This window comes from Streptomyces sp. NBC_01244, assembly GCF_035987325.1.
GTDB lineage: Bacteria > Actinomycetota > Actinomycetes > Streptomycetales > Streptomycetaceae > Streptomyces.
In genome coordinates, this window is sequence record NZ_CP108488.1 from 5,786,315 (window position 1) to 5,812,667 (window position 26,353).

Genomic DNA, 26,353 nt, shown 5'->3' on the forward strand with positions numbered 1-26,353 from the left:
GCCCAACCGCCTCCGAGTGGTTCCGCCGCCGCCCGTGATCTCCGTAGTCTGACCGGAAGTGCACAGAGCGGCGGCGGGGATTCGTGGAACAGCAGACAGGTGCGGGTGCGGTGCTCGCAGGCCGGTACCGGCTCGTGGAGCCCATCGGCAGGGGCGGCATGGGCAAGGTGTGGCGCGCCCACGACGAGCTGCTGCACAGGACGGTCGCCGTCAAGGAACTGACGGCCGGGCTGTACGTCGCCCAGGCGGACCGGGACGTCCTGCACGCCCGGACGCAGAAGGAGGCCCGGGCCGCGGCCCGGATCCAGCATCCGGCGGTCGTCACCGTGCACGACGTACTGGAACACGACGACCGGCCCTGGATCGTCATGGAGTACATCGACGGCCCCTCCCTCGCGGACGCGGCGAAGACGGCCGGCCGGATCGAACCCCGCGAGGCGGCCCGGATCGGGCTGCACGTGCTCGGCGCGCTGCGCGCCGCGCACGCGGTCGGCGTACTGCACCGGGACGTCAAACCGGGCAACGTGATGCTCGCCAAGGACGGGCGGGTGATGCTCGCCGACTTCGGCATCGCCGCGATCGAGGGCGACTCCTCCATCACGCGCACCGGCGAACTCGTCGGCTCCATCGACTACCTGGCCCCCGAACGGGTCACCGGCGGGTCCCCCGATCCGGCCTCCGACCTGTGGTCGCTCGGCGCGACGCTGTACACGGCCGTCGAGGCCCGCTCGCCGTTCCGCCGCACCTCGCCCATCTCCAGCCTCCAGGCCGTGGTGAACGAGGAGCCGCCCGCCCCGACCCACGCGGGCGCGCTGGCCCCGGTCATCACGGCGCTGCTGCGCAAGGATCCGGCGCAGCGGCCCTCGGCCGACGAGGCCGAGCAGATGCTGCTGCAGGCGATGGAGGGCCGCGAGCCGAAGTCGGCGCAGGCGTACGTACCCACGCGCGCGATGGGCTCCGATGAGCTGGGCGCCGCCCGGAACGAGCCGGCGGACACGGCCACACTGCCCGGGAACGGGGAGCCGGGCGCGAACCAGGACCAGAATCAGGGCCGGGCGCCGGAGCCGGTGCCGGGCCAGGGGCCGGGTCAGGGTCCGGCTCCGGCATTCGCCGCCCGGTCGGAATCCGGGCCGGGCGGGCAGGGCGGACACCCCGGACCGGGCGGATCAGGCGGGCCGGGTCGCCGTGACGCCGGAGCCCCCGGTTGGATCGGGCGCGCGGCGGTCATCGCCGTGGTGGCGGCGCTGCTCGGCGGCGGCGGGGTGTTCGGGATCCTGAAGTACACCAGCGACTCGGACACGGACGGCGGGATCCCGGGCCGGACGGCCGGTGCGAAGGAGTCCCCCGGTGCCTCCTCCGGTGCCGGGGGCGGCAAGGGGCAGGCGGAAGAGGTTCCGCCGGCGGGCTGGTCGAAGGTGGTCGACAAGGAGGGCTTCGCCCTCTTCGTCCCGGACGGCTGGAAGCGCCGGGAGGACGGGTCGCAGATCGACTACACCGGGGACGGCGGCAAGCACTTCATCCGGATCGCGATGGACCGCAAGCCGCTGTTCAAGGACCCGTACGCACACCTGCTGGACCTGGAGAAGCAGGTCGCGAAGCGCTCCGACTACGTGCGCCAGACCCTGCACCCGAACACCTTCCGGGGGCAGGTCAAGGCCGCCCTGTGGGAGTTCGCCTGGACGGAGAGGACCGGGGCCTTCACCGGGCCGCGGAAGGCCATCGAGCAGATGTACTACACGCCGGACGGCACCGAGTACGCGGTGTACATGTCGGGTCCGGTCGCGGACTGGGACACGACCAGGTCACAGTTCGACGTCGTGCTCAGCGGCTGGCAGCCGGCCCCGGCCCGCTGAGACCGGGCCCCGGCGGCTGCCGCCGGGCCCGGATTCCGCCATCCTGCCAGCGATCACTGGCGGAAATGGCAAAATCCGGTTACCGGCGGGTACCCAAAGCACCCCCGGGCGCAATACGCTCACGGCCATGACGGACACGCAGGCCCCGGCCCCCCTCCGCAGCGCCCCGCAGCCCACCAATCCGGTCGCCCCCGCCCCGGCCGGCGCCCGGAGCGCCGCCGACGTGGTGACCCCCGAACTGGTCGCCCGGCTGACCCGCGGGGTGGCCGGCTCCGGCCGCACCGCCAACCACAGCCCCTTCACCGGGGACCGGCTGGCGGAGCTCCCCGAAGCCACCCCCGAGGACGTGGCGGAGGCCTTCGCCGCGGCCCGCGCCGCCCAGCCCGCCTGGGCCGCCGTGCCCGTCCGCGCCCGGGCCGCCGTACTGCTGCGCTTCCACGACCTGGTGCTGGCACGCCAGGCCGAGGTGCTCGACCTGATCCAGCTGGAGACCGGCAAGGCCCGCCTGCACGCCCACGAGGAGGTGCAGGCCGTCTCGATCGCCGCCCGGCACTACGGCCGCAAGGCGCCCTCGTACCTGCGTCCCAAGGGCCACACGGGCGCCATGCCCACCCTCACCAAGGTCACCGAGCTGCGCCAGCCGCGCGGGGTCATCGGCCAGATCGCCCCCTGGAACTACCCCCTCGAGCTCTCCGTCGGCGACGCCCTGCCCGCCTTCGTCGCGGGCAACGCCGTCGTGATGAAGCCCGACACCGAGACCGCGCTCACCGCCCTGTGGGCCCGCGACCTGATGATCGAGGCGGGCCTGCCGGCCGAGGTGTTCCAGATCGTCCTCGGCGAGGGCCCGGTCGTCGGTCCCGAGGTGGTCCGGCACGCCGACTACGTTTCGTTCACCGGTTCCACGCGTACCGGCCGCGAGGTGGCCCAGGGCGCGGCCGCCCGCCTGGTCGGGGTCTCCCTCGAACTCGGCGGCAAGAACGCCATGCTCGTCCTGCGCGACGCAGACGTGGAGAAGGCCGCCGCCGGCGCCGTCCGCGCCTGCTTCTCCTCCGCGGGCCAGCTCTGCATCTCCATCGAGCGGCTGTACGTCCACGCTTCGATCGCCGACGAGTTCGTCGCCCGGTTCGCCGCCCGTACGAAGGCCATGCGCCTCGGTTCCTCCCTCGCCTACGGCGCGGACATGGGCTCCCTGGCCGGCGAACGCCAGCTGGCGGCCGTGCAGCGCCACGTGGACGACGCCGTCGCCAAGGGCGCCACCCTCGTCACCGGCGGCGTCGCCCGCCCCGACATCGGCCCGCTCTTCTACGAGCCGACCATCCTGGACGGCGTCGAGACCGCGATGGCGGTGTGCGGGGAGGAGACCTTCGGCCCGGTCGTCTCCATCTACCGCTTCACCGACGAGGACGCGGTCATCGAAGAGGCCAACGGCACCTCCTACGGCCTGAACTCCAGCGTGTGGACGAAGGACGCGCGCCGCGGCCACGCCGTCTCGGCCCGCCTGCGCACCGGCACCGTCAACATCAACGAGGGGTACGCCCCGGCCTACGGCAGCGCCCAGGCGCCGATGGGCGGCATGAAGGAATCCGGCCTCGGCCGCCGCCACGGCTCCGAGGGCATCCTCAAGTACACCGAGGCCCAGACCGTCGCCCACCAGCGGCTGGTGCCGATGGGGCCGTCGTTCGGGATGGACGACGAGAAGTACGCGGAGTTCATGACGCGCAGCCTCAAGATCATGAAGGCCTTCCGGCTCCGCTAGTCCGTTCCGCTCCGCCGGCCCGTTCCGCCAGTCCGTTCTGCAGGGGAGGCACCGCAGTGTCGTACGACCATGCCTACGACTACGACGTCATCGTCATCGGATCGGGTTTCGGAGGGTCGGTCTCGGCGCTGCGGCTCACCGAGAAGGGGTACCGGGTCGGCGTCCTGGAGGCGGGACGCCGCTTCACCCGCGAGAGCCTGCCGAAGAACAGCTGGGACCTGCGCAACTACCTGTGGGCCCCGGCCCTCGGCCTGTACGGGATCCAGCGCATCCACCTCCTCGGCAACGTGATGGTCCTCGCGGGCGCCGGGGTCGGCGGCGGCTCCCTCAACTACGCCAACACCCTCTACGTGCCCCCCACCGCCTTCTTCGAGGACCGGCAGTGGGCGTCCATCACGGACTGGCAGGACGAGCTCGCCCCCTACTACGACCAGGCCAAGCGGATGCTGGGGGTCCGGCTCAACCCGACGACGACCCCCTCCGACGTCCACCTCAAGGCGGCCGCCGCCAAGATGGGCGTGGCCGACTCCTTCCACATGGCCCCGGTCGGCGTCTTCTTCGGGGACGGCGATGATGCCGAGGGCCAGGGCAGGGTCCGCCCCGGCGACGAGGTCGCCGACCCGTACTTCGGCGGCGCCGGCCCCGCCCGCAAGGCCTGCACCGAGTGCGGCGAGTGCATGACCGGCTGCCGGCACGGCGCCAAGAACACCCTCAACGAGAACTACCTGCACCTCGCCGAGCGGGCCGGCGCCGTCATCCACCCCATGACCACGGTCACCGCGCTCTCCGAGCACCCCGACGGCGGCTACCGCGTCCGCACCGTCCCCACCGAGGGCCGCCGCCGCGCCGAGCCCAAGGTGCTGCGCGCCCGCTACGTGGTCGTCGCGGCGGGCACGTACGGCACCCAGACCCTCCTGCACACGATGAAGGACCTCGGCGAGCTGCCCCGCCTCTCGGACCGCCTCGGCGATCTGACCCGGACCAACTCCGAAGGCCTCGTAGGGGCTCAGACCGATGACCGCCGCTACCGCCGGCGGCACGGCAAGGACCAGCGGGCCGACTTCACGCGGGGCGTGGCCATCACCTCCTCGGTGCACCCCAACGCGGACACGCACATCGAGCCGGTGCGCTACGGCAAGGGATCCAACGCGATGGGGTTCATGACCATCCTCCAGGTGCCGTACTCCACCCACCGGGTCCGCGCCTGGTTCGGACGCACCGCCCGGCACCCCGTGCAGTTGCTGCGCTCGCTGTCCAACCGGCGCTGGTCGGAGCGGACCATCATCGGCCTGGTCATGCAGTCGCTCGACAACTCCCTGACCACCTACCGCAAGCCCGGCGGCATCGGGAAAGGGCTGCTCACCGCCCGCCAGGGCCACGGAGCGCCCAACCCCGTACAGATCGCCGAGGCCACGCGGGCGGCGACGCTGCTGGCCGAGGAGATCAACGGATTCCCCGGCAGCAACGTCGGCGAGCTGATGGGCACCCCGCTGACGGCGCACTTCCTCGGCGGCTGCCCGATCGGCGCCTCGCCCGAGGAGGGCGTGGTCGACCCCTACCACCGGCTCTACGGGCACCCGGGCATCTCGGTGGTGGACGGCTCGGCGGTCTCCGCGAACCTCGGGGTCAACCCGTCGCTGACGATCACCGCGCAAGCGGAACGGGCGATGTCCTACTGGCCGAACAACGGCGAGCGCGACCCGCGCCCGGAGCAGGGGGCGTCCTACGCCCGCCTGGACGCCGTGGAACCGGTCCGCCCGGCGGTACCGAAGGAGGCCTTCGGGGCGCTCCGCCTGCCGTTCCTGGCGGTACCGGAGGTGCCGCCGCGCACGGCGCCCCCCGCCGCGTAGCCGCCGGCGCCGATGGGCCGCTGAACGACTTCGGCGGGCACCGCACTCCCCCTCCGAGCGCGGTACCCGCCGAACTACAAGCAAGACAGCCGCCCGGCCCGGATGGTTGTACCGGAAACCGGCGACGGAGGTGTGGCGTCCGTCACACACCCAAGAGGGCAACCGTGGAGGGCCTTCGCGTGTCAAGACCGTCATGAGAAAGCACATCTCCCTGCTGGCGGCAGCCGGCCTGGCGGCCGTCGGCCTGGCGGCCGTCGGCCTGGCCGCCACCCCTGCGAACGCCGCGGACCCGGTGTTCACGCTCACCAGCCCGGCGGAGATCGGCCTGCACCCGCATCCCGGGGGCGCCGCGAAGCCGCAGACGGCCACGGTCGGCTTCGTCGTCGAGAACGAGACCGGCAAGAACTTCGGCGAGCAGAGCACCTACACGATCGACCTGACCCCCCTCAAGGGCGTCGCCGACGTGAAGCTCACCCCGGAGCGGGCCAACGACTGCACCCTCACGGCGGCGAAGGTCACGTGCACGGACTGGTCGGTCCGGACGTACGCCAGCGAGGTCGTGGCCCTGGACCTCACCGCCGTCAAGGGCAGCAAGACCGGCACGGTCGCCGACCTGACGATGACCGGCGCGGTGCAGGGCGCCACCTTCAAGCCCACCACCACCAGGGTCAAGGTCGGCGGCCCGGACCTGGTGCTGGAAGAGGCCAAGCTGAAGGCGAAGCTCGTTCCGGGCGAGTCCCAGCCGCTCCCGGTCGTCTTCGCCAACGCGGGCACCGAGTCCGTCAAGGGCGTGGCGCTGGAACTGAACACCACGCACGGCATGGGCCTGGTCGAGCAGTACGACAACTGCGCCTACAGCGAGGACCGCGGCGACGACGAGCCCTGGAACGTGGGCTGGGCCAGGACGGTCTGCACCTTCGACAACGAGATCAAGCCGGGCGAGATCTGGGAGATCGCCGGCGCGCTCACACTCAAGGCCGCTCCGCACGCCTTCATCGACGAGCTGATCTACGGGGTGCACGCGGCCGGCTCCGAGCCGAAGTCCACGCAGAAGCTCAGCACGCCCCGCACGGGCAAGAAGCTGGGCCTCAAGGCGCGCTCGGCCAAGGCCGCTCCGAACGCGGCGGACCTGGACCCGTGGAACAACCGGCACGAGTTCGGCTTCTCGGTGAAGAACACCGCCGACCTGGTGGCCGCCCCCACCTTCGTGAAGGGCAAGGCGGGCGAGACGGTCAAGGCCGACATCGGCTTCCGCAACGACGGCCCCGCGTGGGTCGCCTACCTCCGCTCGGGCGAGGAGGTCGCCATGGTGGACATCGTGATCCCGGCGGGCGCGAAGGTCACCAAGGCCCCGAAGTCCTGCAGGTCCGTCACGGCCTCGGGGGGCTACCGCGAGGGTCAGCTGGGCGCACCGCGCTACTTCTGCCCGACCTCGCACGTCATCGGGGAGAAGGAGAAGTTCGTCTTCCCGTTCGAGCTGAAGATCGAGAAGGTCATCGCGGAGGCAACCGGGTCCGTCACGGTCGGCACCTGGTCACCCGAGGGTGCCGCGCCGATCGGCTGGGACCCGAAGCACGCCAACGACAAGGCCGCCTTCGTGATCAACGGCAAGCAGATCACGCCCACGCCGACGCCGGCTCCGACCACTCCCGGCCCGAAGCCGACGTCTTCCACGAGCCCGACGGCCACGCCGGGTACGAGCACCACTCCGAGCCCGGGCACCAGTACCGGCAACGGCAAGACGCCGAACGGCGGCCTCGCCGAGACCGGCGCCACCGCCGGGCCGATCCTGATGGCCGGTGCGGCGCTCGTGGCCGCCGGTGGCGTGGTGTTCCTGGTGTTCCGCCGACGGGCCACCGGCCGCGCGTAACGGCGTAGGCGGGGGAACCAGCGCGGGGACAACGGGGGAACCGCGCGGGGGAACAACGGGGGAAACCAAGCGGGGGGACCGCGGGGGAAACCGCGGGGGAAAGAGAAGAACGGCCGGTCCGGGGCGTCCCCCGGGCCGGCCGTCCTCGTGTGGTGACCGGGCTGCTGTCCCCTGCCGTCCGGTCACATGAAGGAGCGAGGTCCCACGACGCACGCCCGGCAGGGGGTGCGTCTCATCGCTCCAGCGAGCCACGCGTGGTGCTGCGGTCCCGCACCTGGCTGGCACGGTCATCCGCATCAACGAAGGGCCGCGGGGGCGGTCACGGTCCGGACGGGTGACGAACAGGCGTCACGGGACGGCCGCGGGACCCGGCGCGTGCCTCACACCCGGCCCCGGCACAGCTCCAGCAGGGTCATCGCGAGCGTGGTGCCGGGCTTGCCGAGGGCGTCGCTCCAGTGGGTCAGGACCTCCATCTCGCGGGACAGGTGCACCCGGCGCCCGCCCGAGCCGATCCGGGCCTCCTGGATGACGGTCGAGACGGCCATCCGTTCCTGGATCAGGCCGATGATCCGGTCGTCGATGGCGTCGATCCGCTCGCGGGAGCCGGCGATCAGCTGCTCGGGGGCGATCGGGTTCGAGATCGTGGTCGAGAGAGTGGTCGTGCTCATGGTCGGTCTCCTGTCGGTGGGGTCCGACCGGAGCGGGAACGCCGGAGCGCCCCGGTCCTGTCGGACCGGGGCGCTCTGGGAAGTCAGTGGCTCAAGCGAGCATCACGATGACCCATGGCGACCGGACCGGCCGGTGCCATAGGTAAAGAGGAAGCTCAGCTGCTTGCGCATGGAGGGATTATGGCCCTCTGTCCCGCTCCGTGCCAAGCCGGTTCGGACACTGAGACGAAGAGGGGTATCCGTCCCCCGTTAGAATCGACAAAACAACCCCCTCTTCCGCCGGAAGGCCTGCCCCGTGCCAGAAGCCACCTTCGCCCCCCACGACAGCGCCCCGGACACGGTTCTCGTCGTCGACTTCGGCGCCCAGTACGCGCAGCTCATCGCACGCCGCGTCCGCGAGGCACGGGTCTACTCCGAGGTCGTGGCCAGCACGATGCCCGTGGCCGAGATGCTCGCCAAGAACCCGAAGGCGATCATCCTGTCCGGCGGACCGTCCTCCGTGTACGAGGAGGGCGCCCCCCAGCTCGACGGCGCGATCTTCGAGGCCGGCGTCCCCGTCTTCGGCATGTGCTACGGCTTCCAGCTCATGGCGGTCACCCTCGGCGGCACCGTCGACAACACCGGCTCGCGCGAGTACGGCCGCACCCCGTTGGCCGTCTCCAAGGCCGGATCCACCCTCTTCGAGGGCACCCCCGAGAACCAGTCGGTGTGGATGTCCCACGGCGACGCCTGCTCCGCCGCTCCCGAGGGCTTCACCGTCACCGCGTCGACCGACGTCGTCCCGGTCGCGGCCTTCGAGAACGACGAGAAGAAGCTCTACGGCGTGCAGTACCACCCCGAGGTGATGCACTCCACGCACGGCCAGCAGATCCTGGAGCACTTCCTCTACCGCGGTGCGGGCCTGCAGCCCACCTGGACCCCCGGCAACATCGTCGAGGAGCAGGTCGCCCTCATCCGCGAGCAGGTCGGCGACAAGCGCGCCATCTGCGGCCTGTCCGGCGGCGTGGACTCCGCGGTCGCCGCGGCCCTCGTGCAGAAGGCCATCGGCTCGCAGCTCACCTGCGTGTACGTGGACCACGGCCTGATGCGCAAGGGCGAGACCGAGCAGGTCGAGAAGGACTTCGTCGCCGCCACCGGCGTGCAGCTGAAGGTCGTCGACGCCCAGGAGCGCTTCCTGAACGCGCTGGCCGGGGTCTCCGACCCGGAGACCAAGCGCAAGATCATCGGACGCGAGTTCATCCGCGTCTTCGAGGCGGCCCAGCTGGAGATCCTCCAGGAGGACGGCCCGGCGGTGGCCTTCCTGGTCCAGGGCACCCTGTACCCGGACGTCGTCGAATCCGGCGGCGGCACCGGCACCGCCAACATCAAGTCCCACCACAACGTGGGCGGGCTCCCCGACGACATCGAGTTCGAGCTCGTCGAGCCGCTGCGCCAGCTGTTCAAGGACGAGGTCCGGATGGTCGGCCAGGAGCTCGGCCTGCCCGCCGAGATCGTCCAGCGCCAGCCGTTCCCCGGCCCCGGCCTGGGCATCCGCATCGTCGGTGAGGTCACCAAGGAGCGTCTGGACCTGCTCCGCGAGGCCGACGCCATCGCCCGCCACGAGCTCACTGCGGCCGGCCTGGACCGCGAGATCTGGCAGTGCCCGGTCGTCCTGCTGGCCGATGTCCGCAGCGTCGGCGTCCAGGGTGACGGCCGTACGTACGGCCACCCGATCGTGCTGCGCCCCGTCTCCTCCGAGGACGCGATGACCGCGGACTGGACGCGCATGCCCTACGAGGTGCTCGCGCGGATCTCCACCCGCATCACCAACGAGGTGCCGGACGTCAACCGCGTGGTCCTGGACTGCACGAGCAAGCCCCCGGGCACCATCGAGTGGGAGTAGGTCCCCACTCGCCCCTGTAGGTGACGAGGCCGCCGCTCCCGCGCAGGGAGCGGCGGCCTCGCCGCGTGTATGGCCTCTTCGGCCGGTCGCCGGTACTTTGCGCCGCGACCTTGAAGGAGGGGCCATGGCCGAGCAGCCAGCAGGGACACGCGTACTCCCACCCGCACCCGTGCCCACCGGGCGGCTGGGCTTCGAGATGCCGCCCGTGTTCGCCACCGCCGGGGAGGAGCGTGCCCACCGCAAGGAACGGCTCGCCGGGGTGCTGCGGCTGCTGGGGAGGCTCGGGTACGAGGACGGGGTGGGCGGACACGTCAGCGCCCGGGACCCGGAGTTCGAGGACTGCTACTGGGTGAACCCCTTCGGCCGGGCCTTCGGCGCGATCGGCCCCGACGACCTGCTGCTGGTCGACGGGGAGGGGCGGGTCCGCCAGGGGGAGCGCAGGGTCAACCAGTTGGCCTTCGCCGTGCACGCGGCCGTCCACCGTGCCCGGCCCGCCGTGGTGGCCGTCGTCCGCACGCAGGCCCCGTACGGCAGGGCACTCGCCGCGCTCGGCGAACTGCTCGCCCCCGTCACCCAGGAGGCCTGCGCCTTCTACGAGGACCACGCGCTGCTCGACGAGTTTTTGGGCGGCGGCGCCTTGGGCGGTGGGGTCGCGGGCTACGGGGACGCCGAGCGGATCGCGGGCGCGCTCGGTCCCTACAAGGCGCTGGTCCTGCGGAACCTCGGGGTGCTGACGGTCGGCGACTCGGTGGAGGCGGCCGCCTGGTGGTTCATCGCTGCGGAGCGGGCCGCGCAGGTGCAGCTGATCGCGCGGGCGGCCGGGAAAGCGGTGCTCATCAGCCACCACAGCGCCCTCGCGACCCGGGAGCGGTTCGGGTCGGATCTGGCGGCGTGGGTGAACTGCCAGCCGCTCCTGGAGGCCGCCGGAGCGGGTGCGTCAACATCATGAACGGTTAATCACCTGCTCTGACATCGTGCGCAATCCGGAACACTGCCCCAGTGGTGCACAATTCGCTGGCATCGCACCGGAGTTCAGAGAGGCGGCACGTTCGTGGCTGTCCAAGAGATGTCCAGAAGCACCCATACCGCGGCCTGCGCCTGCGAGGACTGCACACGAGAGGGGCACCGCCGCGCGGTCGCAGCGTTCCTGGAGAAGCGCGACGAGTTCGCCTCGGGGCAGGGAGTGCCGGCCGCCGTGGCCCACTCCCTCGGAGCCTCCCGGCAGTGGGTCTCCGACGAGCTGACCCTGTCCGCCCGGACGGTCGCCGACCGGGGCCGGGAGGCGGGCAGCTCCTGGCTCTACCTGTTCTCCCGGCGGGCCGTCCTCGCCGTGTGGATCGCCGCCGGGGTGCTGCTCCTGGTCCAGGTCGGCACCGCACTCGGCACCGGCTGGTCCACGGCGCGCACCGCCGGGCTGCTGGCCGCGCTGGTCCTGGCCGCCCTGCTGACGGTGGCGGCCCGCGCGCAGACCCTCCGGGGCGGTCTGCTGGCCCCGCTGGTCGGCGAGGACAACCGGCTGTCCACCTCGAAGGCGGTACCGAGCGCCTGGCTGGTGCTCACCGCCTTCGCGACGCTGCTGCCCGCGCTGCGGCTCGCGGCCTCCTCGCCGGGACCCGAGCGCCAGGCCCTGTACGAGGGGCTCGCGCTCGACCGGGCGCTGCCGCTGCTGGCGGTGCTCGGGCTGACCTCGGGGGTCGCGGTGCTGGTGCGCCGGGTGGTCTCCGTACGGATCATGGGGCAGCGGTTGCAGAAGCTGCCGGCGGACCGGCCGACCGGGGCGGACCTGCTGACGGACGACGCGGGCCGGGGCTCCTTCCCGGACGCCCAGTACGTCCTGGTCTCCACCGTGGTGCTGGGCTTCGCGGCGGTCTCGCTGGCCCGGTTCCCGGACCGGCTGCCGGCGCTGCCGTGGGCGCTGGCACTGCTGGTGGCGCTGTCGGCGGCCGTGTACCTGGCGGCGAAGTACGCGGAGGGCAGCCGCCCGCTGGTCCTGTCGGTGGTGCGCAGACGCGAGCCCGGGGACCTGGACGCGGCGATCCGCCCCGGGGACGACATCGAGATCCGCGGCGTGGGCTTCGTCCCTCCGGGGGCGCAGACGCCGGAGATGCTGGCCCGGCTGGTGGTCCGAGTGGGCGCGGTCCATGTGCACGTACCGCTGGTCCCGGTGGCGGGCGGCTTCATCAACCCGTCCGACGCCGTGCTGACCGTGCCGGTCCCGGCGGAAGTGGAGCCCGGGCGTATCGAGATCCAGGTCGTCACCGCCGCGGGGGTGGAATCAAACCGGTGCACCATCGACGTGGCGGAGTGAAGCGGGTACACATAGCGCGTGACCCGAACTGACGTCCCCTCCGGCGCCCCTGACGCTCCCACCGGACCGAGCGGCTTGCGCGGCCTGCGCGAGCTCGCCGCCCGCCACGCGCTCCTGCCCCTGCGGATCTTCCTCGGCGTGACCTTCGTCTACGCCGGCCTGGACAAGCTGACCGACTCGGCGTTCCTCAGGGCCACCGGCAGCGGCTCCATCGGCGAACTGATGAACGGGGTGCGCGACACCTCGGCGGTCCCGGCCCTGGTGGACCTGGCCCTGAAGGCGCCCGTCGGCTTCGCCGTGGCCCTGGCCATCGGGGAACTCCTGGTCGGCCTGGGGGTCCTGGCCGGACTGCTGACCCGGATCGCGTCCGTCGGCGGGGCCCTGATCTCGCTCAGCCTGTGGCTCACCGTGTCCTGGGCGGTGACCCCGTACTACTACGGCAACGACCTGATCTACCTGCTGGCCTGGACCCCGCTGGTCCTCGCCGGGGCGCCCTATCTGTCGCTGGACTCGCTGATCCGGTCGCGCCGGTCGCGGCGCACGGCGTAGGTCACCAGCCCGGCGACGGCGGCGAAGGCGAGACCGCCCGCGGTCATCATCAGGACGAAGAACCAGGGCGGATCGGCCTCGCCCGCCGCGCCGAGGAGATAGAGCACCCCGGCCGACATCAGGACCAGTCCCGCGATCAGCCGTCCCGGCTGGAACTCATGACGCCGCACGGGCCACCTCCACCTGTCCCACACCCGCGCTGAGGTGCAATTCGATCGTGCCGCCGGCCTTGGTGCCCGAGTCGGGGGGCAGGGTCGCCTCCCGGGTTTCGGGGTGGTTGCGTATACGGACGTCCTCGCCGGTGTCGCCGGGCATCTGGATGTCGCCCAGCCTGACCGTCGCCACCGTCTTCGCGGTGACCTCCCTCGGGAGGATCACCCGCAGCCGGCCCGCGTCGATGGAAGCGCTGACGGGCACGGTGGTGCCCTTGGGCACGTCCACGTGGCTGAGGTCCAAGGTGGCGAGCCCGGTTCCCGCCTCGTACACCGGCGCCACCTCGGCCACCGCGGTCGGATGCCAGTCCACGACGCGCCAGTCGGTCCTGATGTCTTTGGGCAGCGCGACCGAACCGGCCAGCAGGACGGCCGTGATCACCGAGAACAGGATGGTGCCGAAGCCCGTGCGGCCCTTGACCGAGCTCACCGCGAGCCCCAGGCCGAAGACGGCGAGGGCGGCGGCGAAGCCGACCTGCAGGGCATGGCTCAGGGTGCTGCCCTCCCAGACCGCGGCGGTGGCGATGCTCCCGGCCAGCGCGGCCAGTACGAACACCCGGCCGCCGATGCCGCCGCGGGGCTGCCAGGGGACGCGCTCCGCGGATGGCGGAGCCGTCGCCGCCGGACCGCCGCCGGGTACGGCCCCGACCGAGTCCTCGGGGCCCCACAGGTACCCCGTCGAGCCGACCGGCCCCGTGGTGCCGTCCTTGACCAGCGGATCCCGCCACCAGGACGGGCCCCCGGGCGCGGGCGGCGCCTGGGTCTCCGGCGGCGCCGGACTGTGCGCGGTGCGGTGCCCGGTACGGGTGGCCGCCGGGTACACGAACTCCGCGCCCGCCGCGGCGGCCTTGTCCTCGACAGCTCCGCCGGGCCCGCTGCGCCGGCGCAGCGACCAGTACGCCGCGGCGCCCAGCGCCAGGACGGCCAGCACGGAGAAGACCGCCAGCCCGCCGTTGTCCAGCATCGACAGGAACAGGGCGCAGCCCACCAGCGCGGCGAAGACCGCCGCCAGCGTCGAGCCCTCGACCCGGCCGGTCAGCAGCTTCTTCGCCTCGCTGTCCTCCTCGCCCTCCTGGGGCAGCAGCAGCCACGCGAAGCCGTAGAAGATCAGACCGACGCCGCCGGTGACGGCGAGGACGCCGAGCACGATCCGGAAGATCACCGGATCGAGACCGAAGTACCGGCCCAGCCCGCCGCACACGCCCGCGAGCACCTTGTCCCGCTTGCCGCGGCGCAGGGGAGGGCGCTCGGCGAGCGGCGAAGCGGAGCCGGCGCTCGCACCGGCCGCACTCCTGCCGGCTCCTGCGTCCGGCGGCGGGGAATCGTGTACTTCGGTCATGCGTACATGGTGACGGTCCGCCGCCGCCGCGGGCATCCGGATCTACCCTGGCGCAACCCTGATATCCCCCCGAGAGAACTGGGGGGCTGCCCTGATGCCACCGCCGCCGCGAGCGTGTGACCATCGGTGACATGCCCGTAGCAGCCGCCCCACGCACGCCGTACGCACCGGACTCCGACGAGACGCCGCAGCGCAAGCTCTACCGCAGCGCCGACGGCCGGATGCTCGGCGGAGTCGCGCGCGGCCTCGCCGGGCACCTGGGCCTGCCCGTCATCTGGGTCCGGCTCACCTTCCTCGGCCTGTTCATGTGGGGCGACGGCCTCGGCATGCTGCTCTATGCCGCCTTCTGGGTCTTCGTACCGCTCGGCGTCGGAGGCCGCAGCGGCCACCGCTCCTACTTCGACACCCTCCCCGACGGCACCCGGCGGCTGCGCAAGCCCGAGCGGGGCCAGATCATCGCGCTGATCGCGCTGTGCGTCGGCGCGGGAATCTTCATCTCCCAGGTACAGGTCGGCGGCAGCTCCGGACGGTACGTATGGCCGACCCTGCTCGTCGGAGCCGGCGTGGTCCTCGTCTGGCGCCAGGCCGACAACGCCCGCCGCGCCCACTGGAACGCAGCGGCCGGCCGGCACGCCCGGCTGCTGCAGGCCGCCCGCGCACTCGCGGGCGTCGCCCTGGTCGGCGTGGGCCTGACCGTCTTCATCGTGGTCCGCGGCTCCGCCGCCCAACTGGGCAACGTCCTGACCGCCACCCTCGCGGTCCTCGTCGGCGTCGCCCTCCTGGCGGGACCCTGGCTGATCCGGATGACCCAGGACCTCTCCGAGGAGCGCCTGATGCGCATCCGCGCCCAGGAGCGCGCCGAGGTGGCCGCCCACGTCCACGACTCCGTGCTGCACACCCTCACCCTGATCCAGCGCAACGCCGAGGACGTCGGGGAGGTGCGCCGCCTCGCCCGCGCCCAGGAGCGGGAGCTGCGCAACTGGCTGTACAAGCCCGAGGGCACCGGCAAGGACGAGGGCGAGGAACCGACGACGCTGGCCGAGGCCGTGAAGAAGACCGCCGCCGAGGTGGAGGACCACCACGGGGTCCAGATCGAGGTGGTCGTCGTCGGCGACTGCCCCCTCGACGAGAAGCTGGCCGCACAGATGCAGGCCGCGCGCGAGGCGATGGTCAATGCCGCCAAGTACGGTGGCGACGGCGGCCCCGTCCAGGTGTTCGCAGAGGTGGAGGGCCAGACGGTGTTCGTGTCCGTACGGGACCGCGGCCCCGGCTTCGACATCGACGCGGTACCGGACGACCGGATGGGCGTACGAGAATCGATCATCGGCCGGATGCAGCGCAACGGCGGGACGGCCCGACTGCGGTCCGCGCCCGACGGCGGCACGGAAGTCGAGCTGGAGATGGAAAGGGCGGCGAAGGCAGCATGACCGAGGACAGCGCGAGCACCGGCGGCGTGACCAGGAGGGTCCGGGTGGTGCTCGTCGACGACCACCGGATGTTCCGCACCGGGGTACAGGCCGAGATCGGCGAGACCGAGCGGACCGGGGTCGAGGTCGTCGGCGAGGCCGCCGACGTGGACCAGGCCGTCACCGTCATCACCGCCACCCGACCCGAGGTGGTGCTCCTCGACGTGCACCTGCCCGGTGGCGGCGGCGTCGAGGTACTGCGCCGCTGCGCCCCGCTGATGGGCGCCGTCGAGGACCCGGTACGGTTCCTGGCCCTGTCGGTGTCGGACGCCGCCGAGGACGTCATCGGGGTCATCCGGGGCGGCGCCCGCGGCTACGTCACCAAGACGATCACCGGCACCGACCTGGTGGACTCGGTCTTCCGCGTCCAGGACGGGGACGCGGTGTTCTCGCCGCGGCTGGCGGGCTTCGTGCTCGACGCCTTCGCCTCGACGGACGCCCCGCCCGTCGACGAGGACCTGGACCGCCTCACCCAGCGCGAGCGCGAGGTGCTGCGGCTGATCGCGCGCGGGTACGCGTACAAGGAGATCGCCAAGCAGCTGTTCATCTCGGTCAAGACCGTGGAATCCCACGTCTCGGCCGTGCTGCGCAAGCTCCAGCTCTCCAACCGCCACGAGCTGACCCGCTGGGCGACGGCCCGCCGGCTGATCTGAGCCCCGGTCGCCTGAGCCCCGGTCGCCTGGGCCCCGGTCGTCCGGGCCCCGGTCAGGCCGGCCGCGAGGCTCCGGCCCAGGGCATCGAGTCCACCGGCGCGACGCGGACCGTGGAGCCGGGACGCGGGGCGTGGACCATCTGGCCGTTGCCGACGTACATGCCGACGTGCGTGACGCCGGAGTAGAAGAACACCAGGTCACCGGGGGCCAGCCGGTCGCGGGAGACCCGCTGTCCCGCGTTGATCTGCGTATAGGTGGTGCGCGGCAGCGACACCCCGGCCGCCCGCCAGGCCGCCTGGGTCAGGCCGGAGCAGTCGTACGAGCCCGGGCCCGTCGCGCCCCACACGTACGGCTTGCCGATCGCCCCGTACGCGAACGCCACCGCGCGGGCCGCGCGGGAACTGTCGGCGGGCGGCGGAGCCTGGGTGGCGGGGCGGCTCGGGGCGGGTCCGGCCGAGCGGGCCTCGTAGGCCGCGCGCTCCTCGGCCGTCAGCTTGGCCAGCAGCCGCTGCGCGGCGGTCAGCTTCTCCTCGATCTCGGCCTTGTGGCCCGCGAGTTCGCGCTGCCGGCCCCGCAGGTCGGCCAGGCGCCCGTCGGCCTGTTCCTTGAGCTTCCCGACCTCGTCGAGCCCCCGCCGCACGGCCGAGAGATCGGCCGCGTTGCGGTTCCCGGCGCGGGCGATGAGGGCGGCCCGGTCCAGGTACTCCTGCGGATCGTCGGACATCGCCAGCTGTACGGCGGCGCCCAGCGTGCCGCTGCGGTACTGCGTCGCGGCCAGCGAACCGAGCGCACTGCGGGCCGTGTTGAGCCGGTCGGTCTTGCGGGCGGTCTCGTCCCGCAGCCCGTCGAGCGCGCGCTGCGCCTCGTCGGCCTTCTCCTTCGCCCCGTTGTACCGGTCCGTCGCGGCCTCGGCCTCCTCGTAGAGCCGGTCCATCTCCGACTTGACCTGCGAGGGCGTCGGCTGCGGATCGGCGTGGGACGTGCCTTCGAACGCGGTGGCGGTGGCAGCGCCCGCGAGGGCGAGGGTGGCGGCGGTGGTGCGTACGGAGCTCCGTGCCGTGCCGCCGGTGAGCGGGCGCTGCCTGGGCTTTCGATGACTGGCCACGAGGGCCTCACGTCCTTCCTCCATCGGTGCTTGGAGGAGGACGCTAGACCCGAAGGTAACGGGCGGATGACGAGATGATCGAAAGTGGCGGGACGCGACCGGACCTGTCCGGTCCGGCGTCTGTCGATGGCCGTCCGCTATCCGCGGATCTCCGTCAGGCGGGCGAAGACGACCACGTTGCCGTCGTAGCCCCCCTTCTTCGAGAAGCCGCCGCCGCAGGTGATCACGCGGATCTCCGGAGCGCCCTTGGGTCCGTAGACCCGCGCCGCCGGAAAATCGTTCTTGCCGACGACCTCGATGCCGTACACGGTGAACACGGCGGTACGGCCGTCCTGTCGGTCCACCTCGATGTGCTGCCCCTGCTTGAGCGAGCCGAGCGCGTAGAAGACGGCCGGTCCCCGTTTGTTGTCCACGTGACCGTCGATCACCGTCGTGCCCTGGGCGCCCGGGGCGGGCGAGCCCTCGTACCAGCCGGCCAGGTTCCGGTCCTCCGGCGGCGGGGCGTCCACCCAGCCCTCGGCATCGAGTCCGACCCGGCTGACGGGGGCGTCGACCTGTACGGCCGGAATCCGGATCCGGGTCGGCGGGGAGGGCTTCAGCGGCCGCGGGGCCGGCGGGAGGCGGCGGGCGGCCTCGTCGTGGGCAGGGTCGCCGACCAGCACGGCGGCCTGCGCGGGCTGCGGTGGACCGCCGTCCAGGTCGAGCCCGTTGGTGAGGAGAAACGTGCCGCTGAGGGCGACCACGGCAACGACGCCCCAGCCGCCGCGAGGCTTCGTACGCTCCTGGGGGCGGGGCATGATGCGCGCTCCTTCCGTGGTGCCGGGGAGTTTCAGGGACGGGGCCCGTGGCCCGGGGCCCGGGGTCTGTTGCCCGGGGTCTGTGGCCGGGCGGCCGCGATCCGGCGGCCGGTACTGGACCGGGCCCGTCCGGTCGCCAGGGGCGGGTCGGACGGGCCCGGCGGTCAGGGGGTCGGTGGTCAGGCGTGGTCGCCCGCCCGGCGGCGCATCAGGAACACGCCGCCGCCGAGCGCACCGGCCAGCAGCGCGGAACCGGCCGCGATCTCGGTGCCGTTCAGGCCGCCGGCGCCGCCGCCGAGGCCGGCCTTGACGCCCTTGGAGGGAGCGGTCGTGCCGGTGCCGGTACCGGTCGAGGGGCCCGCGACCGTGAGGGTGGTCGTGCCCTTCTCGCCCTTGCAGTCGAAGGTGACCTCGTACTGGGCACCCGGCTTGGCGTCCGCGTCCACCTTGACGGTGGCGGACTTGCCCTCGTTGAGCTCGACCGCGTCGAAGATGCCGGAGGAGACCTTCACCAGCGGTTCCTGGCACTCGGTGGCGTTCAGCGTGACGGTGCCGCCCGGGGCGACGGCGGCGGGGGAGACGGTGAAGCCGAAGGACGTGACGTTGGGCGTGGTCCCGCCGTCATTGGCCGAGGCCATCGGCGCGGCGAGCGCGAAGGCGGCGGTGGACAGCAGGGCTACGGACGCGACACGTATGGAACGCATGGTGAATCCTCCGGGTCCCCGAGGCGCAGCCGCGAACAGTTTGTCCGCAAAAGGCAGGAAATGCTCCTCGATGTGCTAGACGCTAGGTCCGGTTGGCGGAACCTGCGAATCGAACGGCACGAACGGACCAACGGAGAGAGTGAGTTGGCGGGGCCCCCGCCAACTCCTTTGATACGGACGGTGAGCGCCGCGCCGGAGGTCCCGCCGTGCGGTGGCGCTGAGTGACGGACACGCCGAGGGGGCAGCCAACGGAAAAGTCCGCGCTGCCGAGTTCACCCCGGCCGGACGCTCCCGTAGATCGGCTGGTAGTAGACCGAGTCCTCGCGGACGGACGTCCCCGGCCGCGGGGCGTGGATCATACGGCCACCGCCGATGTAGATCCCGACGTGACTGATGTCCGCGTAGAAGAAGACCAGGTCCCCCGGGCGCAGATCCTTGGTCGCGATCCGCGGAGCCGCCTTCACCTGGTCCCAGGTGGTGCGCGGCAGCGTGATCCCCGCCGCCCGCCAGGCGGCCTGGGTCAGGCCGGAGCAGTCGTACGAGCGCGGGCCGGTCGCGCCCCAGACGTACGGTTTTCCCAGCTGGGCCCGGGCGAAGGCCACCGCCTTGGCCCCCGACGCCGACGCGGCGGCGTCCCCGGGCAGCGGCCCCGAGGCGGCCGGTGCCCGCGGGGCCAGCGCCCGCGCCCGCTCCGACGCGGTGAGCCGGGCCAGCAGGGTGTTCGCCTCCGCGAGCCGGGCCTGCACCTCCTGCTTGCGCCCGCGCAGCTCCTCCTGCGCCTGCTCCAGTTCCCCGACCACCACGGCCGCCTCCCGGCGCTTGCCGGCCGTCTCCGCCCTGGCCCGGGTGTACTGGGTGAGCAGTGCGTCCTCGCGGCCGCCGAGCCGGTTCAGCAGGTGCGCCTGCGCGAAGAAGGCCTGCGGATCGGCGCTGAGCAGCAGGGTCGCGGTACCGCCGAGGCCACCGGCGCCGCGGTACCGGTCGGCGGCGTGGCTGCCGAGCAGCCGCCGGGCCTCGTTCAGCTTCTGCGTGGTGCCGGCGACCTGGTCCATGAGCGCCGACAGCAGGGCCCGCTGCTCCGCGGTCCGCCCGGCCGCCGCGTCGTAGGCCTGGGTGGCCGTGCCCGCCTGCCGGTGCAGCTCGTCCACGCGGGTCCGGACCTCCTCCACCGAGGGGCGGGGGGCGGGCGCCGCCGCGGCCTGGTGGGGGAGGAGCAGGCCCAAGGAGGACAGGGCCGCGGTCGTGACGACCACGGTGGGGGTGTTCGGATGTCTTCGGGTGCGCGGCTTGCGGTGGTGGGGGGAGGGGTGGGACGAGGGGAATCCGTACGGGTACACGGGCCGGCACCTCCTTCCGGTTGGCGGAGCACGCTAGCGCCGGAGAGGGCACCTCGGAAGGGGGCGGGACCCTTCCACAGGGCATATGCCGCCGAATTTTCCGTGGGAGGACCGGGATTTTCCGGGGGCGGGACCGGCTGTCGGTCCCGCCCCCTAAACTCGGAAGGCGATGAGCAGCCTCTTTGACGACAGCTTCCTGGCCGACCTCTCCCCCTCCGAAGAGGTCCCCCCGCCGCCCGAAGACCATGCCGCGCCCGAGACGGGCGCGGACGATCTCTTCGGGGGCCGGTTCGATGCGCCCATCCACGGGGACGCGTACTACCGGGACGGCGCCCCCAGGCCCGTCATCGACCCGGCGGCGCTCCTGGAGGGGCTGAACACGGAGCAGCGCGCCGCCGTGGTGCACGCGGGTTCCCCGCTGCTCATCGTGGCCGGCGCCGGATCCGGCAAGACGCGCGTGCTGACGCACCGCATCGGCCACCTGCTGGGCGCGCGCGGGGTCCACCCGGGCCAGATCCTGGCGATCACCTTCACCAACAAGGCCGCCGGCGAGATGAAGGAGCGCGTCGAGGACCTCGTCGGCCCGCGCGCGAACGCCATGTGGGTCTCCACCTTCCACAGCGCGTGCGTGCGCATCCTGCGCCGCGAGTCCAAGCGGCTCGGCTTCACCTCGTCCTTCTCGATCTACGACGCGTCCGACTCGAAGCGCCTGATGGCGCTCGTCTGCCGCGACCTGGACCTGGACCCGAAGAAGTTCCCGCCGAAGGCCTTCAGCGCCAAGATCTCGAACCTGAAGAACGAGCTCATCGACGCGGACGCCTTCGCGGGGCAGGCCGCGGACGGTTTCGAGAAGACCCTCGCCCAGGCGTACGCGATGTACCAGGGGCGCCTCGGCGAGGCCAACGCCCTCGACTTCGACGACATCATCATGACCACGGTCCACCTGCTCCAGGCCTTCCCGGAGGTCGCGGAGCACTACCGGCGCCGCTTCCGGCACGTGCTGGTCGACGAGTACCAGGACACCAACCACGCCCAGTACACGCTCGTGCGCGAGCTGGTCGGCACCGGCTACCCGGACCTGCCGCCCGCCGAGTTGTGCGTCGTGGGTGACGCCGACCAGTCGATCTACGCCTTCCGCGGCGCGACCATCCGCAACATCCTCCAGTTCGAAGAGGACTACGCGGACGCGACCACGATCCTGCTCGAGCAGAACTACCGCTCCACCCAGACGATCCTGTCCGCCGCCAACGCGGTCATCGAGCGCAACGAGAACCGCCGCGCGAAGAACCTGTGGACCGAGGCCGGCAGCGGCGCCGTCATCACGGGCTACGTCGCGGACACCGAGCACGACGAAGCGCAGTTCATCGCCGACGAGATCGACCGGCTGACCGACGCGGGAGACGCGAAGGCAGGCGACGTCGCGATCTTCTACCGGACCAACGCGCAGTCCCGCGTGTTCGAGGAGATCTTCATCCGCGTCGGACTGCCCTACAAGGTCGTCGGCGGCGTCCGGTTCTACGAGCGCAAGGAGGTCCGCGACGTCCTCGCGTACCTGCGCGTCCTGTCGAATCCCGAGGACAACGTCCCGCTCCGGCGGATCCTGAACGTGCCCAAGCGCGGTATCGGCGAGCGCGCCGAGGCCATGATCGACGCGCTCGCGATGCGCGAGAAGATCACCTTCCCGCAGGCGCTGCGCCGGGTCGACGAGGCCTTCGGCATGGCCGCCCGCTCGACCAACGCCGTCAAGCGCTTCAACGTGCTGATGGAGGAGCTCCGCACCATCGTGGACTCGGGCGCCGGTCCGGCGGTGGTCCTGGAAGCGGTCCTGGAGCGCACGGGCTACCTCGCCGAACTCCAGGCCTCGACCGACCCGCAGGACGAGACGCGCATCGAGAACCTCCAGGAACTCGCCGCCGTGGCACTCGAATTCGAGCAGGCCAGGGAAGCGGCGGCGGCCGAGGCCGCCGAGAACGGTGCCCCGCCGGTGGGCCCCGGCACGCTCGCCGAGTTCCTGGAGCAGGTCGCGCTGGTCGCCGACTCCGACCAGATCCCGGACGAGGACACCGACGGCAACGGGGTCATCACCCTGATGACCCTGCACACCGCCAAGGGCCTCGAGTTCCCGGTGGTCTTCCTGACCGGCATGGAGGACGGGGTCTTCCCGCACATGCGCGCGCTGGGCCAGACCAAGGAGCTGGAGGAGGAGCGCCGCCTCGCCTACGTGGGCATCACGCGGGCGCGCGAGCGGCTGTACCTGACGCGCTCGAGCATGCGCAGCGCGTGGGGCACGCCCTCCTACAACCCGCCGTCGCGGTTCCTGGAAGAGATCCCGGCCGAGTACCTGCAGTGGAAGCGCACGGGCGCGGCGCAGAAGCCGGCGGGCCCGATGCGGAGCTCGGGCTCGGGGTACGGGTCCTCCGGCTCGGGTGGGGCCGGGGGCGGGTCGAAGGCCTCGTTCGGCACTTCGCCGGAGGCCTTCCTGTCCTCGTCGCGTTCGAAGTCGGGCCCGTCGGGGTTCGCCACGCGGCGGGCCTCCGACAAGCCGGTCATCGCGCTGGTGGTCGGGGACCGGGTCACGCACGACCAGTTCGGGCTGGGCACGGTCATGGAGGTCAGGGGCGCGGGCGCGGACGCGCAGGCCACCATCGACTTCGGGGACGAGAAGCCGAAGCGGCTCCTGCTGCGGTACGCGCCGGTGCAGAAGCTCTAGAGCGCCGACGGGCGGGACGCGGACCGGCGGCCCCGAGGCCCCGCGGCCCTGCGGGGCACGGGGGCGGGGGCTTGGGGAGGCCGGCCGGAGCCGGCCGGTGTCCCGCGTCCCGCGCGCCCGGTTCTGCTAGTTCGGGTTCAGGCCGTGGGCGCGCAGCCACGACTGCGGGTCCACCGGGGAGCCGCCGCCCGGCCGTACCTCGAAGTGCAGGTGCGGGCCGGTGGAGTTGCCGGAGTTGCCGGAGTACGCGATCACGTCGCCGGCCTTGACCTTGCCGGAGCGGATCTTGGCGCTGCTGAGGTGGCAGTACCAGGTCTCGGTACCGTCGGGCGCGGTGAGTATCACCATGTTGCCGTAGGCGGGGTTCCACTGGCTGCGCACGGTGCCGTCGGTGGCGGCCATGACCGAAGACCCGTAGGACACCGGGAAGTCGATGCCGGTGTGCACGGACATCCAGTTGACGCCCGCCTGGCCGAAGCCGGCGCTGAGGCCGTGCCGCGCGACGGGGAGGGCGAACTTGGGGCGGGCCGCCTCCCTGGCCGCCGCCTCCTCCGCCTTCTGCTTCTTCTCCTGGTCCTGGCGCAGGCGCAGGTCGATGCGTTCCTGGGTGCGGCTCGCGCGGTCCGCGAAGTCGCCGGCGTCGGCGCTGAGGGCGGTGAGCTGCGTGTCGAGCTTGCTGTTCGCCGCGACCGGCTTGATGGAGGCCGGGTCGGGGGCGGCCAGGGTGGTGGTCTCCTCGGACGGCTTCTCCGCACCGGTGAGACCGCCCACGGAGGCGGCGGCGACACCCGCGACGCCCATCACGCAGGCCGAGGGAACGGCCACGGTCAGCAGCGCGGAACGCTTGGCGGGAGTACGACGGCGGTTGGTGCTGCCGGCCTTGGCGGCACTCGCCTTGGCGACGGGCTTCGAGCCGGGCTTGGAACCGGCGCGGCGCGAGGGGCGCGGCTCGGCGGGCGCGGCCGGGGAGACGGGCATGGCCTGGGTGGGGAGATCGTGCACCTCGGTGCCCGCATCCCCGTCCATGTCCGCGTCCGCGCCCGCATCCGTGTCCGCGTCATCGGCATCGGCGGGGAGGAACTCGAAGACGGCGGTCTCGGTGTAGGTCACGTCGAGCGGGACCTCGCCCTCGACCTCGGGCGAGGTGGCGGCGTAGACCTCGTACCCGTAGTCGTAGGCGTACTGCTGCTCGTGAACCTGGGCGTGGGCCTGGCCGTGGGCCTGCTCCTGCGCCGGGACTTGGTGTTGCTGCTGCTCGTAAGCGCCGTACCCGTAGGCCGGTTCGGAGGCCGTGTTCCAGGCGGTGGCGTCGTAGGCACCGGTCTCGGTCCCGTAGCCCGGGACCGACCAGTGGCCGGTCTGCTCGGCGGAGGTCTCGTAGCCGAAGGCGGTGGACTGGTAGTCCACGGAGACGCCGCCCTGGGTGGGGACGGTCGAGAGGTAGCCGTCGTAGGCGGCGTATGCGTCGACGGACGGCTGCGCGTAGGAGTTCTGGGGGGCGGTCCAAGCCGTGGTGTCGTACGAGCCGGTGTCGTAGGAACCGGTGTCGTAGGAACCGTAGGTGGCGCCGTAGTTGTAGCCCTGGGCCTGTGTTTCATAGGACGCATAGGCTGAATCGCCAGCGAAAGTGGTGGTGGAAAGGCCGTCATACCCAAAATCGGGGTACTGGCCCGACGAGGGGCGGTCGTTCACCAACTTCTCTTTCGCCTCGGCAGCGGGGGGCCTGGGTGGCCGAGGAATGTGGGGTCCTCGGAGGAGAGCAGTGGCGTGACTGTACCCGGCGGTTACACGCAACGACAATCTTCGGAGGCTTTTGTGCTCGGCGGAACCGGGCATTCGGCCGTCTTTCGGTCCGCTGAAGACACACCCTTGGCCTTGAGTTCGAAAAGTGTTCGACTGGAGGTCGGTTTTCGCTCCCACGGCCGAGGTCGAACCGGGGCGGCCGCAGGTCAGGCGACGGAAGCGGCGCCGGGCTGCCGGAGGGCGATCGGCCGGGGTCCGTCGAGCGAGCGCCGCACTGCCGCGATGACGGTGGGGTGTGCGGGCAGGGCGAGGTGTCCGATGCCGGTGACCTGCACGTTTTCCGCGAGCAGGTCCGGGTGTTCGATACGGGCCGTCTCGGTCGGGTCCATCAGCTCGTCGAACTCGCTCCAGAACGCCACGCACCGGGTCCGGCAGCCGGGCGCGGGCGCGCGCAGTTCGGTGAGCACCTCGGAATCCGGGCGCATCTGCCGGACCAGGGGGTGCGCGTCCATGAAGGGCGCCACGCGGGTGCCGGAGTGCGGGGTGCCGAGCGTGACGAGCGTGCGGACGCGCGCGTCGCCGCCGAGGCGCTGGACGTAGTATCGCCCGACCAGCCCGCCGAGGCTGTGCCCCACCAGGTCCACCCGGTCCTGCCCCGTGCGCTCGCACAGCTCCTCGACGCGCCGGGCGAGATGCCGGGCGGTGACGCGCAGGTCGCGGGTGAAGGGGGAGTAGTTGTACGCCTCCACCTGCCGCCGGCCGCCGGCCCCGAGGGTGCGGCGCAGCAGGACGAAGACGGAACGGTTGTCGGTGAACCCGTGGAGCAGCAGCACCGGCGGGCGCTCGTGGGTGGCGGCGGCGGGTCGCTCCGGCAGTACCCCGGTGGGATACAGCAGGATGTGCCCGCCGAGCACGATGACTTCCAGTACGCCCGCCCGCAGCGCGGCCCCGGACATGGTCAGCCCCATGGACGGCCCCCCCTAGCCTCTCGGGACCAGGGCGTCCGACCGCCCCGTGCCGTGCGGCTGTCGGCGCGGAGCGGTGGTACGCCATCCCACGTGTGATTTCCCCCTCGTGGTTGACCGCGAAACGGGGGTGTGCGCGATGCTGTACTTAACGTTCGTTCACTCGGGAGGCAGTGCGATGGGTGTGACCGGTCCGATCCGTGTGGTGGTGGCCAAGCCGGGCCTCGACGGCCACGACCGAGGCGCCAAGGTGATCGCGCGGGCCCTGCGGGACGCGGGCATGGAGGTCATCTACACCGGCCTCCACCAAACCCCCGAACAGATCGTCGACACGGCGATCCAGGAGGACGCCGACGCGATCGGGCTGTCGATCCTGTCGGGCGCGCACAACACGCTGTTCGCGCGCGTGCTGGAACTCCTCGCGGAGCGCGATGCCGAGGACATCAAGGTGTTCGGCGGCGGCATCATCCCGGAAGCGGACATCGCTCCGCTGAAGGAGAAGGGCGTGGCCGAGATCTTCACGCCGGGCGCGACGACCACGGCCATCGTCGAGTGGGTCCGCGCGCACGTCCGCCAGCCGGCATAG

The 26,353-nt window shown here is 72.2% G+C and carries 21 protein-coding genes; 12 read left to right on the forward strand and 9 right to left on the reverse strand.

The window, feature by feature from the left end:
• The first annotated feature begins 83 nt into the window (after positions 1–83).
• From OG247_RS26255 to OG247_RS26270, 4 genes are all read left to right on the forward strand, one after another.
• Positions 84–1,853 (forward strand): serine/threonine-protein kinase, encoded by a 1,770-nt coding sequence (locus OG247_RS26255; protein ID WP_327254527.1) that lies wholly within the window; start codon positions 84–86, stop codon positions 1,851–1,853.
• Positions 1,854–1,980: 127 nt separating this feature from the next.
• The gene (locus OG247_RS26260) at positions 1,981–3,609 is read left to right on the forward strand and encodes a succinic semialdehyde dehydrogenase (RefSeq protein ID WP_327254528.1); all 1,629 of its coding nucleotides are present in this window, start codon (positions 1,981–1,983) and stop codon (positions 3,607–3,609) included.
• Positions 3,610–3,665: 56 nt separating this feature from the next.
• Positions 3,666–5,459 carry a GMC family oxidoreductase gene (locus tag OG247_RS26265; protein ID WP_327254529.1) on the forward strand — a complete coding sequence of 598 codons (1,794 nt, stop codon included), beginning with the start codon at positions 3,666–3,668 and terminating at the stop codon, positions 5,457–5,459.
• A gap of 193 nt (positions 5,460–5,652) precedes the next feature.
• Entirely contained in the window at positions 5,653–7,329 is a 1,677-nt protein-coding gene (locus OG247_RS26270) for a peptidase (protein ID WP_327254530.1), read from the forward strand.
• Between the two features lie 380 nt (positions 7,330–7,709).
• Here OG247_RS26270 and OG247_RS26275 read toward each other — a convergent pair whose 3' ends face one another.
• On the reverse strand, positions 7,710–7,997 hold the full coding sequence (locus OG247_RS26275) for a chorismate mutase (protein WP_327254531.1): 288 nt from the start codon (positions 7,995–7,997) through the stop codon (positions 7,710–7,712).
• 295 nt (positions 7,998–8,292) lie between these two features.
• Here OG247_RS26275 and guaA point away from each other — a divergent pair, with 295 nt between their 5' ends.
• The 4 genes from guaA to OG247_RS26295 all read left to right on the forward strand — a co-directional run bounded on the left by guaA (position 8,293) and on the right by OG247_RS26295 (position 12,736).
• Positions 8,293–9,879 (forward strand): glutamine-hydrolyzing GMP synthase, encoded by a 1,587-nt coding sequence (gene guaA, locus OG247_RS26280; protein WP_327254532.1) that lies wholly within the window; start codon positions 8,293–8,295, stop codon positions 9,877–9,879.
• Between the two features lie 124 nt (positions 9,880–10,003).
• Positions 10,004–10,828: a class II aldolase/adducin family protein gene (locus tag OG247_RS26285; protein WP_327254533.1), complete on the forward strand. Its 825-nt coding sequence runs from the start codon at positions 10,004–10,006 to the stop codon at positions 10,826–10,828.
• Between the two features lie 102 nt (positions 10,829–10,930).
• Positions 10,931–12,187 (forward strand): hypothetical protein, encoded by a 1,257-nt coding sequence (locus tag OG247_RS26290; RefSeq protein WP_327254534.1) that lies wholly within the window; start codon positions 10,931–10,933, stop codon positions 12,185–12,187.
• 18 nt (positions 12,188–12,205) lie between these two features.
• Complete coding sequence (locus tag OG247_RS26295) at positions 12,206–12,736, forward strand: DoxX family protein (RefSeq protein ID WP_442813406.1); 531 nt, start codon at positions 12,206–12,208, stop codon at positions 12,734–12,736.
• On the opposite strand, the gene OG247_RS26300 is transcribed toward OG247_RS26295, so the two are convergent.
• Positions 12,682–12,906 carry a hypothetical protein gene (locus OG247_RS26300; RefSeq protein ID WP_327254535.1) on the reverse strand — a complete coding sequence of 75 codons (225 nt, stop codon included), beginning with the start codon at positions 12,904–12,906 and terminating at the stop codon, positions 12,682–12,684. The genes OG247_RS26295 and OG247_RS26300 overlap by 55 nt on opposite strands.
• On the reverse strand, positions 12,893–14,287 hold the full coding sequence (locus OG247_RS26305) for a PspC domain-containing protein (RefSeq protein WP_327254536.1): 1,395 nt from the start codon (positions 14,285–14,287) through the stop codon (positions 12,893–12,895). The genes OG247_RS26300 and OG247_RS26305 overlap by 14 nt, the downstream gene beginning before the upstream one ends.
• A 131-nt stretch (positions 14,288–14,418) precedes the next feature.
• Here OG247_RS26305 and OG247_RS26310 point away from each other — a divergent pair, with 131 nt between their 5' ends.
• Entirely contained in the window at positions 14,419–15,714 is a 1,296-nt protein-coding gene (locus OG247_RS26310) for a PspC domain-containing protein (protein ID WP_327254537.1), read from the forward strand.
• The gene (locus OG247_RS26315; RefSeq protein ID WP_243333471.1) at positions 15,711–16,406 is read left to right on the forward strand and encodes a LuxR C-terminal-related transcriptional regulator; all 696 of its coding nucleotides are present in this window, start codon (positions 15,711–15,713) and stop codon (positions 16,404–16,406) included. Before OG247_RS26310 ends, OG247_RS26315 begins: the two co-directional genes overlap by 4 nt.
• 52 nt (positions 16,407–16,458) lie before the next feature.
• Here the strand turns inward: OG247_RS26315 and OG247_RS26320 are convergent, their stop codons facing one another.
• From OG247_RS26320 to OG247_RS26335, 4 genes are all read right to left on the reverse strand, one after another.
• Positions 16,459–17,511, reverse strand: coding sequence for a C40 family peptidase (locus OG247_RS26320; RefSeq protein ID WP_327254538.1), 1,053 nt, complete (start codon positions 17,509–17,511; stop codon positions 16,459–16,461).
• Between the two features lie 137 nt (positions 17,512–17,648).
• Positions 17,649–18,308, reverse strand: a complete 660-nt coding sequence (locus OG247_RS26325) for a class F sortase (protein WP_327254539.1) — start codon at positions 18,306–18,308, stop codon at positions 17,649–17,651.
• 179 nt (positions 18,309–18,487) lie between these two features.
• Entirely contained in the window at positions 18,488–19,012 is a 525-nt protein-coding gene (locus OG247_RS26330) for a hypothetical protein (RefSeq protein ID WP_327254540.1), read from the reverse strand.
• A gap of 272 nt (positions 19,013–19,284) precedes the next feature.
• On the reverse strand, positions 19,285–20,349 hold the full coding sequence (locus OG247_RS26335; RefSeq protein ID WP_327254541.1) for a C40 family peptidase: 1,065 nt from the start codon (positions 20,347–20,349) through the stop codon (positions 19,285–19,287).
• Positions 20,350–20,518: 169 nt separating this feature from the next.
• Here OG247_RS26335 and pcrA point away from each other — a divergent pair, with 169 nt between their 5' ends.
• On the forward strand, positions 20,519–23,059 hold the full coding sequence (gene pcrA / locus OG247_RS26340) for a DNA helicase PcrA (RefSeq protein WP_327254542.1): 2,541 nt from the start codon (positions 20,519–20,521) through the stop codon (positions 23,057–23,059).
• Between the two features lie 126 nt (positions 23,060–23,185).
• On the opposite strand, the gene OG247_RS26345 is transcribed toward pcrA, so the two are convergent.
• The gene (locus tag OG247_RS26345) at positions 23,186–24,895 is read right to left on the reverse strand and encodes a M23 family metallopeptidase (RefSeq protein ID WP_327254543.1); all 1,710 of its coding nucleotides are present in this window, start codon (positions 24,893–24,895) and stop codon (positions 23,186–23,188) included.
• Between the two features lie 113 nt (positions 24,896–25,008).
• A complete protein-coding gene (locus OG247_RS26350) occupies positions 25,009–25,770 on the reverse strand; it encodes an esterase/lipase family protein (RefSeq protein ID WP_327254544.1) in 762 nt (253 codons plus the stop codon).
• A gap of 175 nt (positions 25,771–25,945) precedes the next feature.
• On the opposite strand from OG247_RS26350, the gene OG247_RS26355 reads away from it, so the two are divergent.
• Entirely contained in the window at positions 25,946–26,353 is a 408-nt protein-coding gene (locus tag OG247_RS26355) for a cobalamin B12-binding domain-containing protein (RefSeq protein WP_327254545.1), read from the forward strand.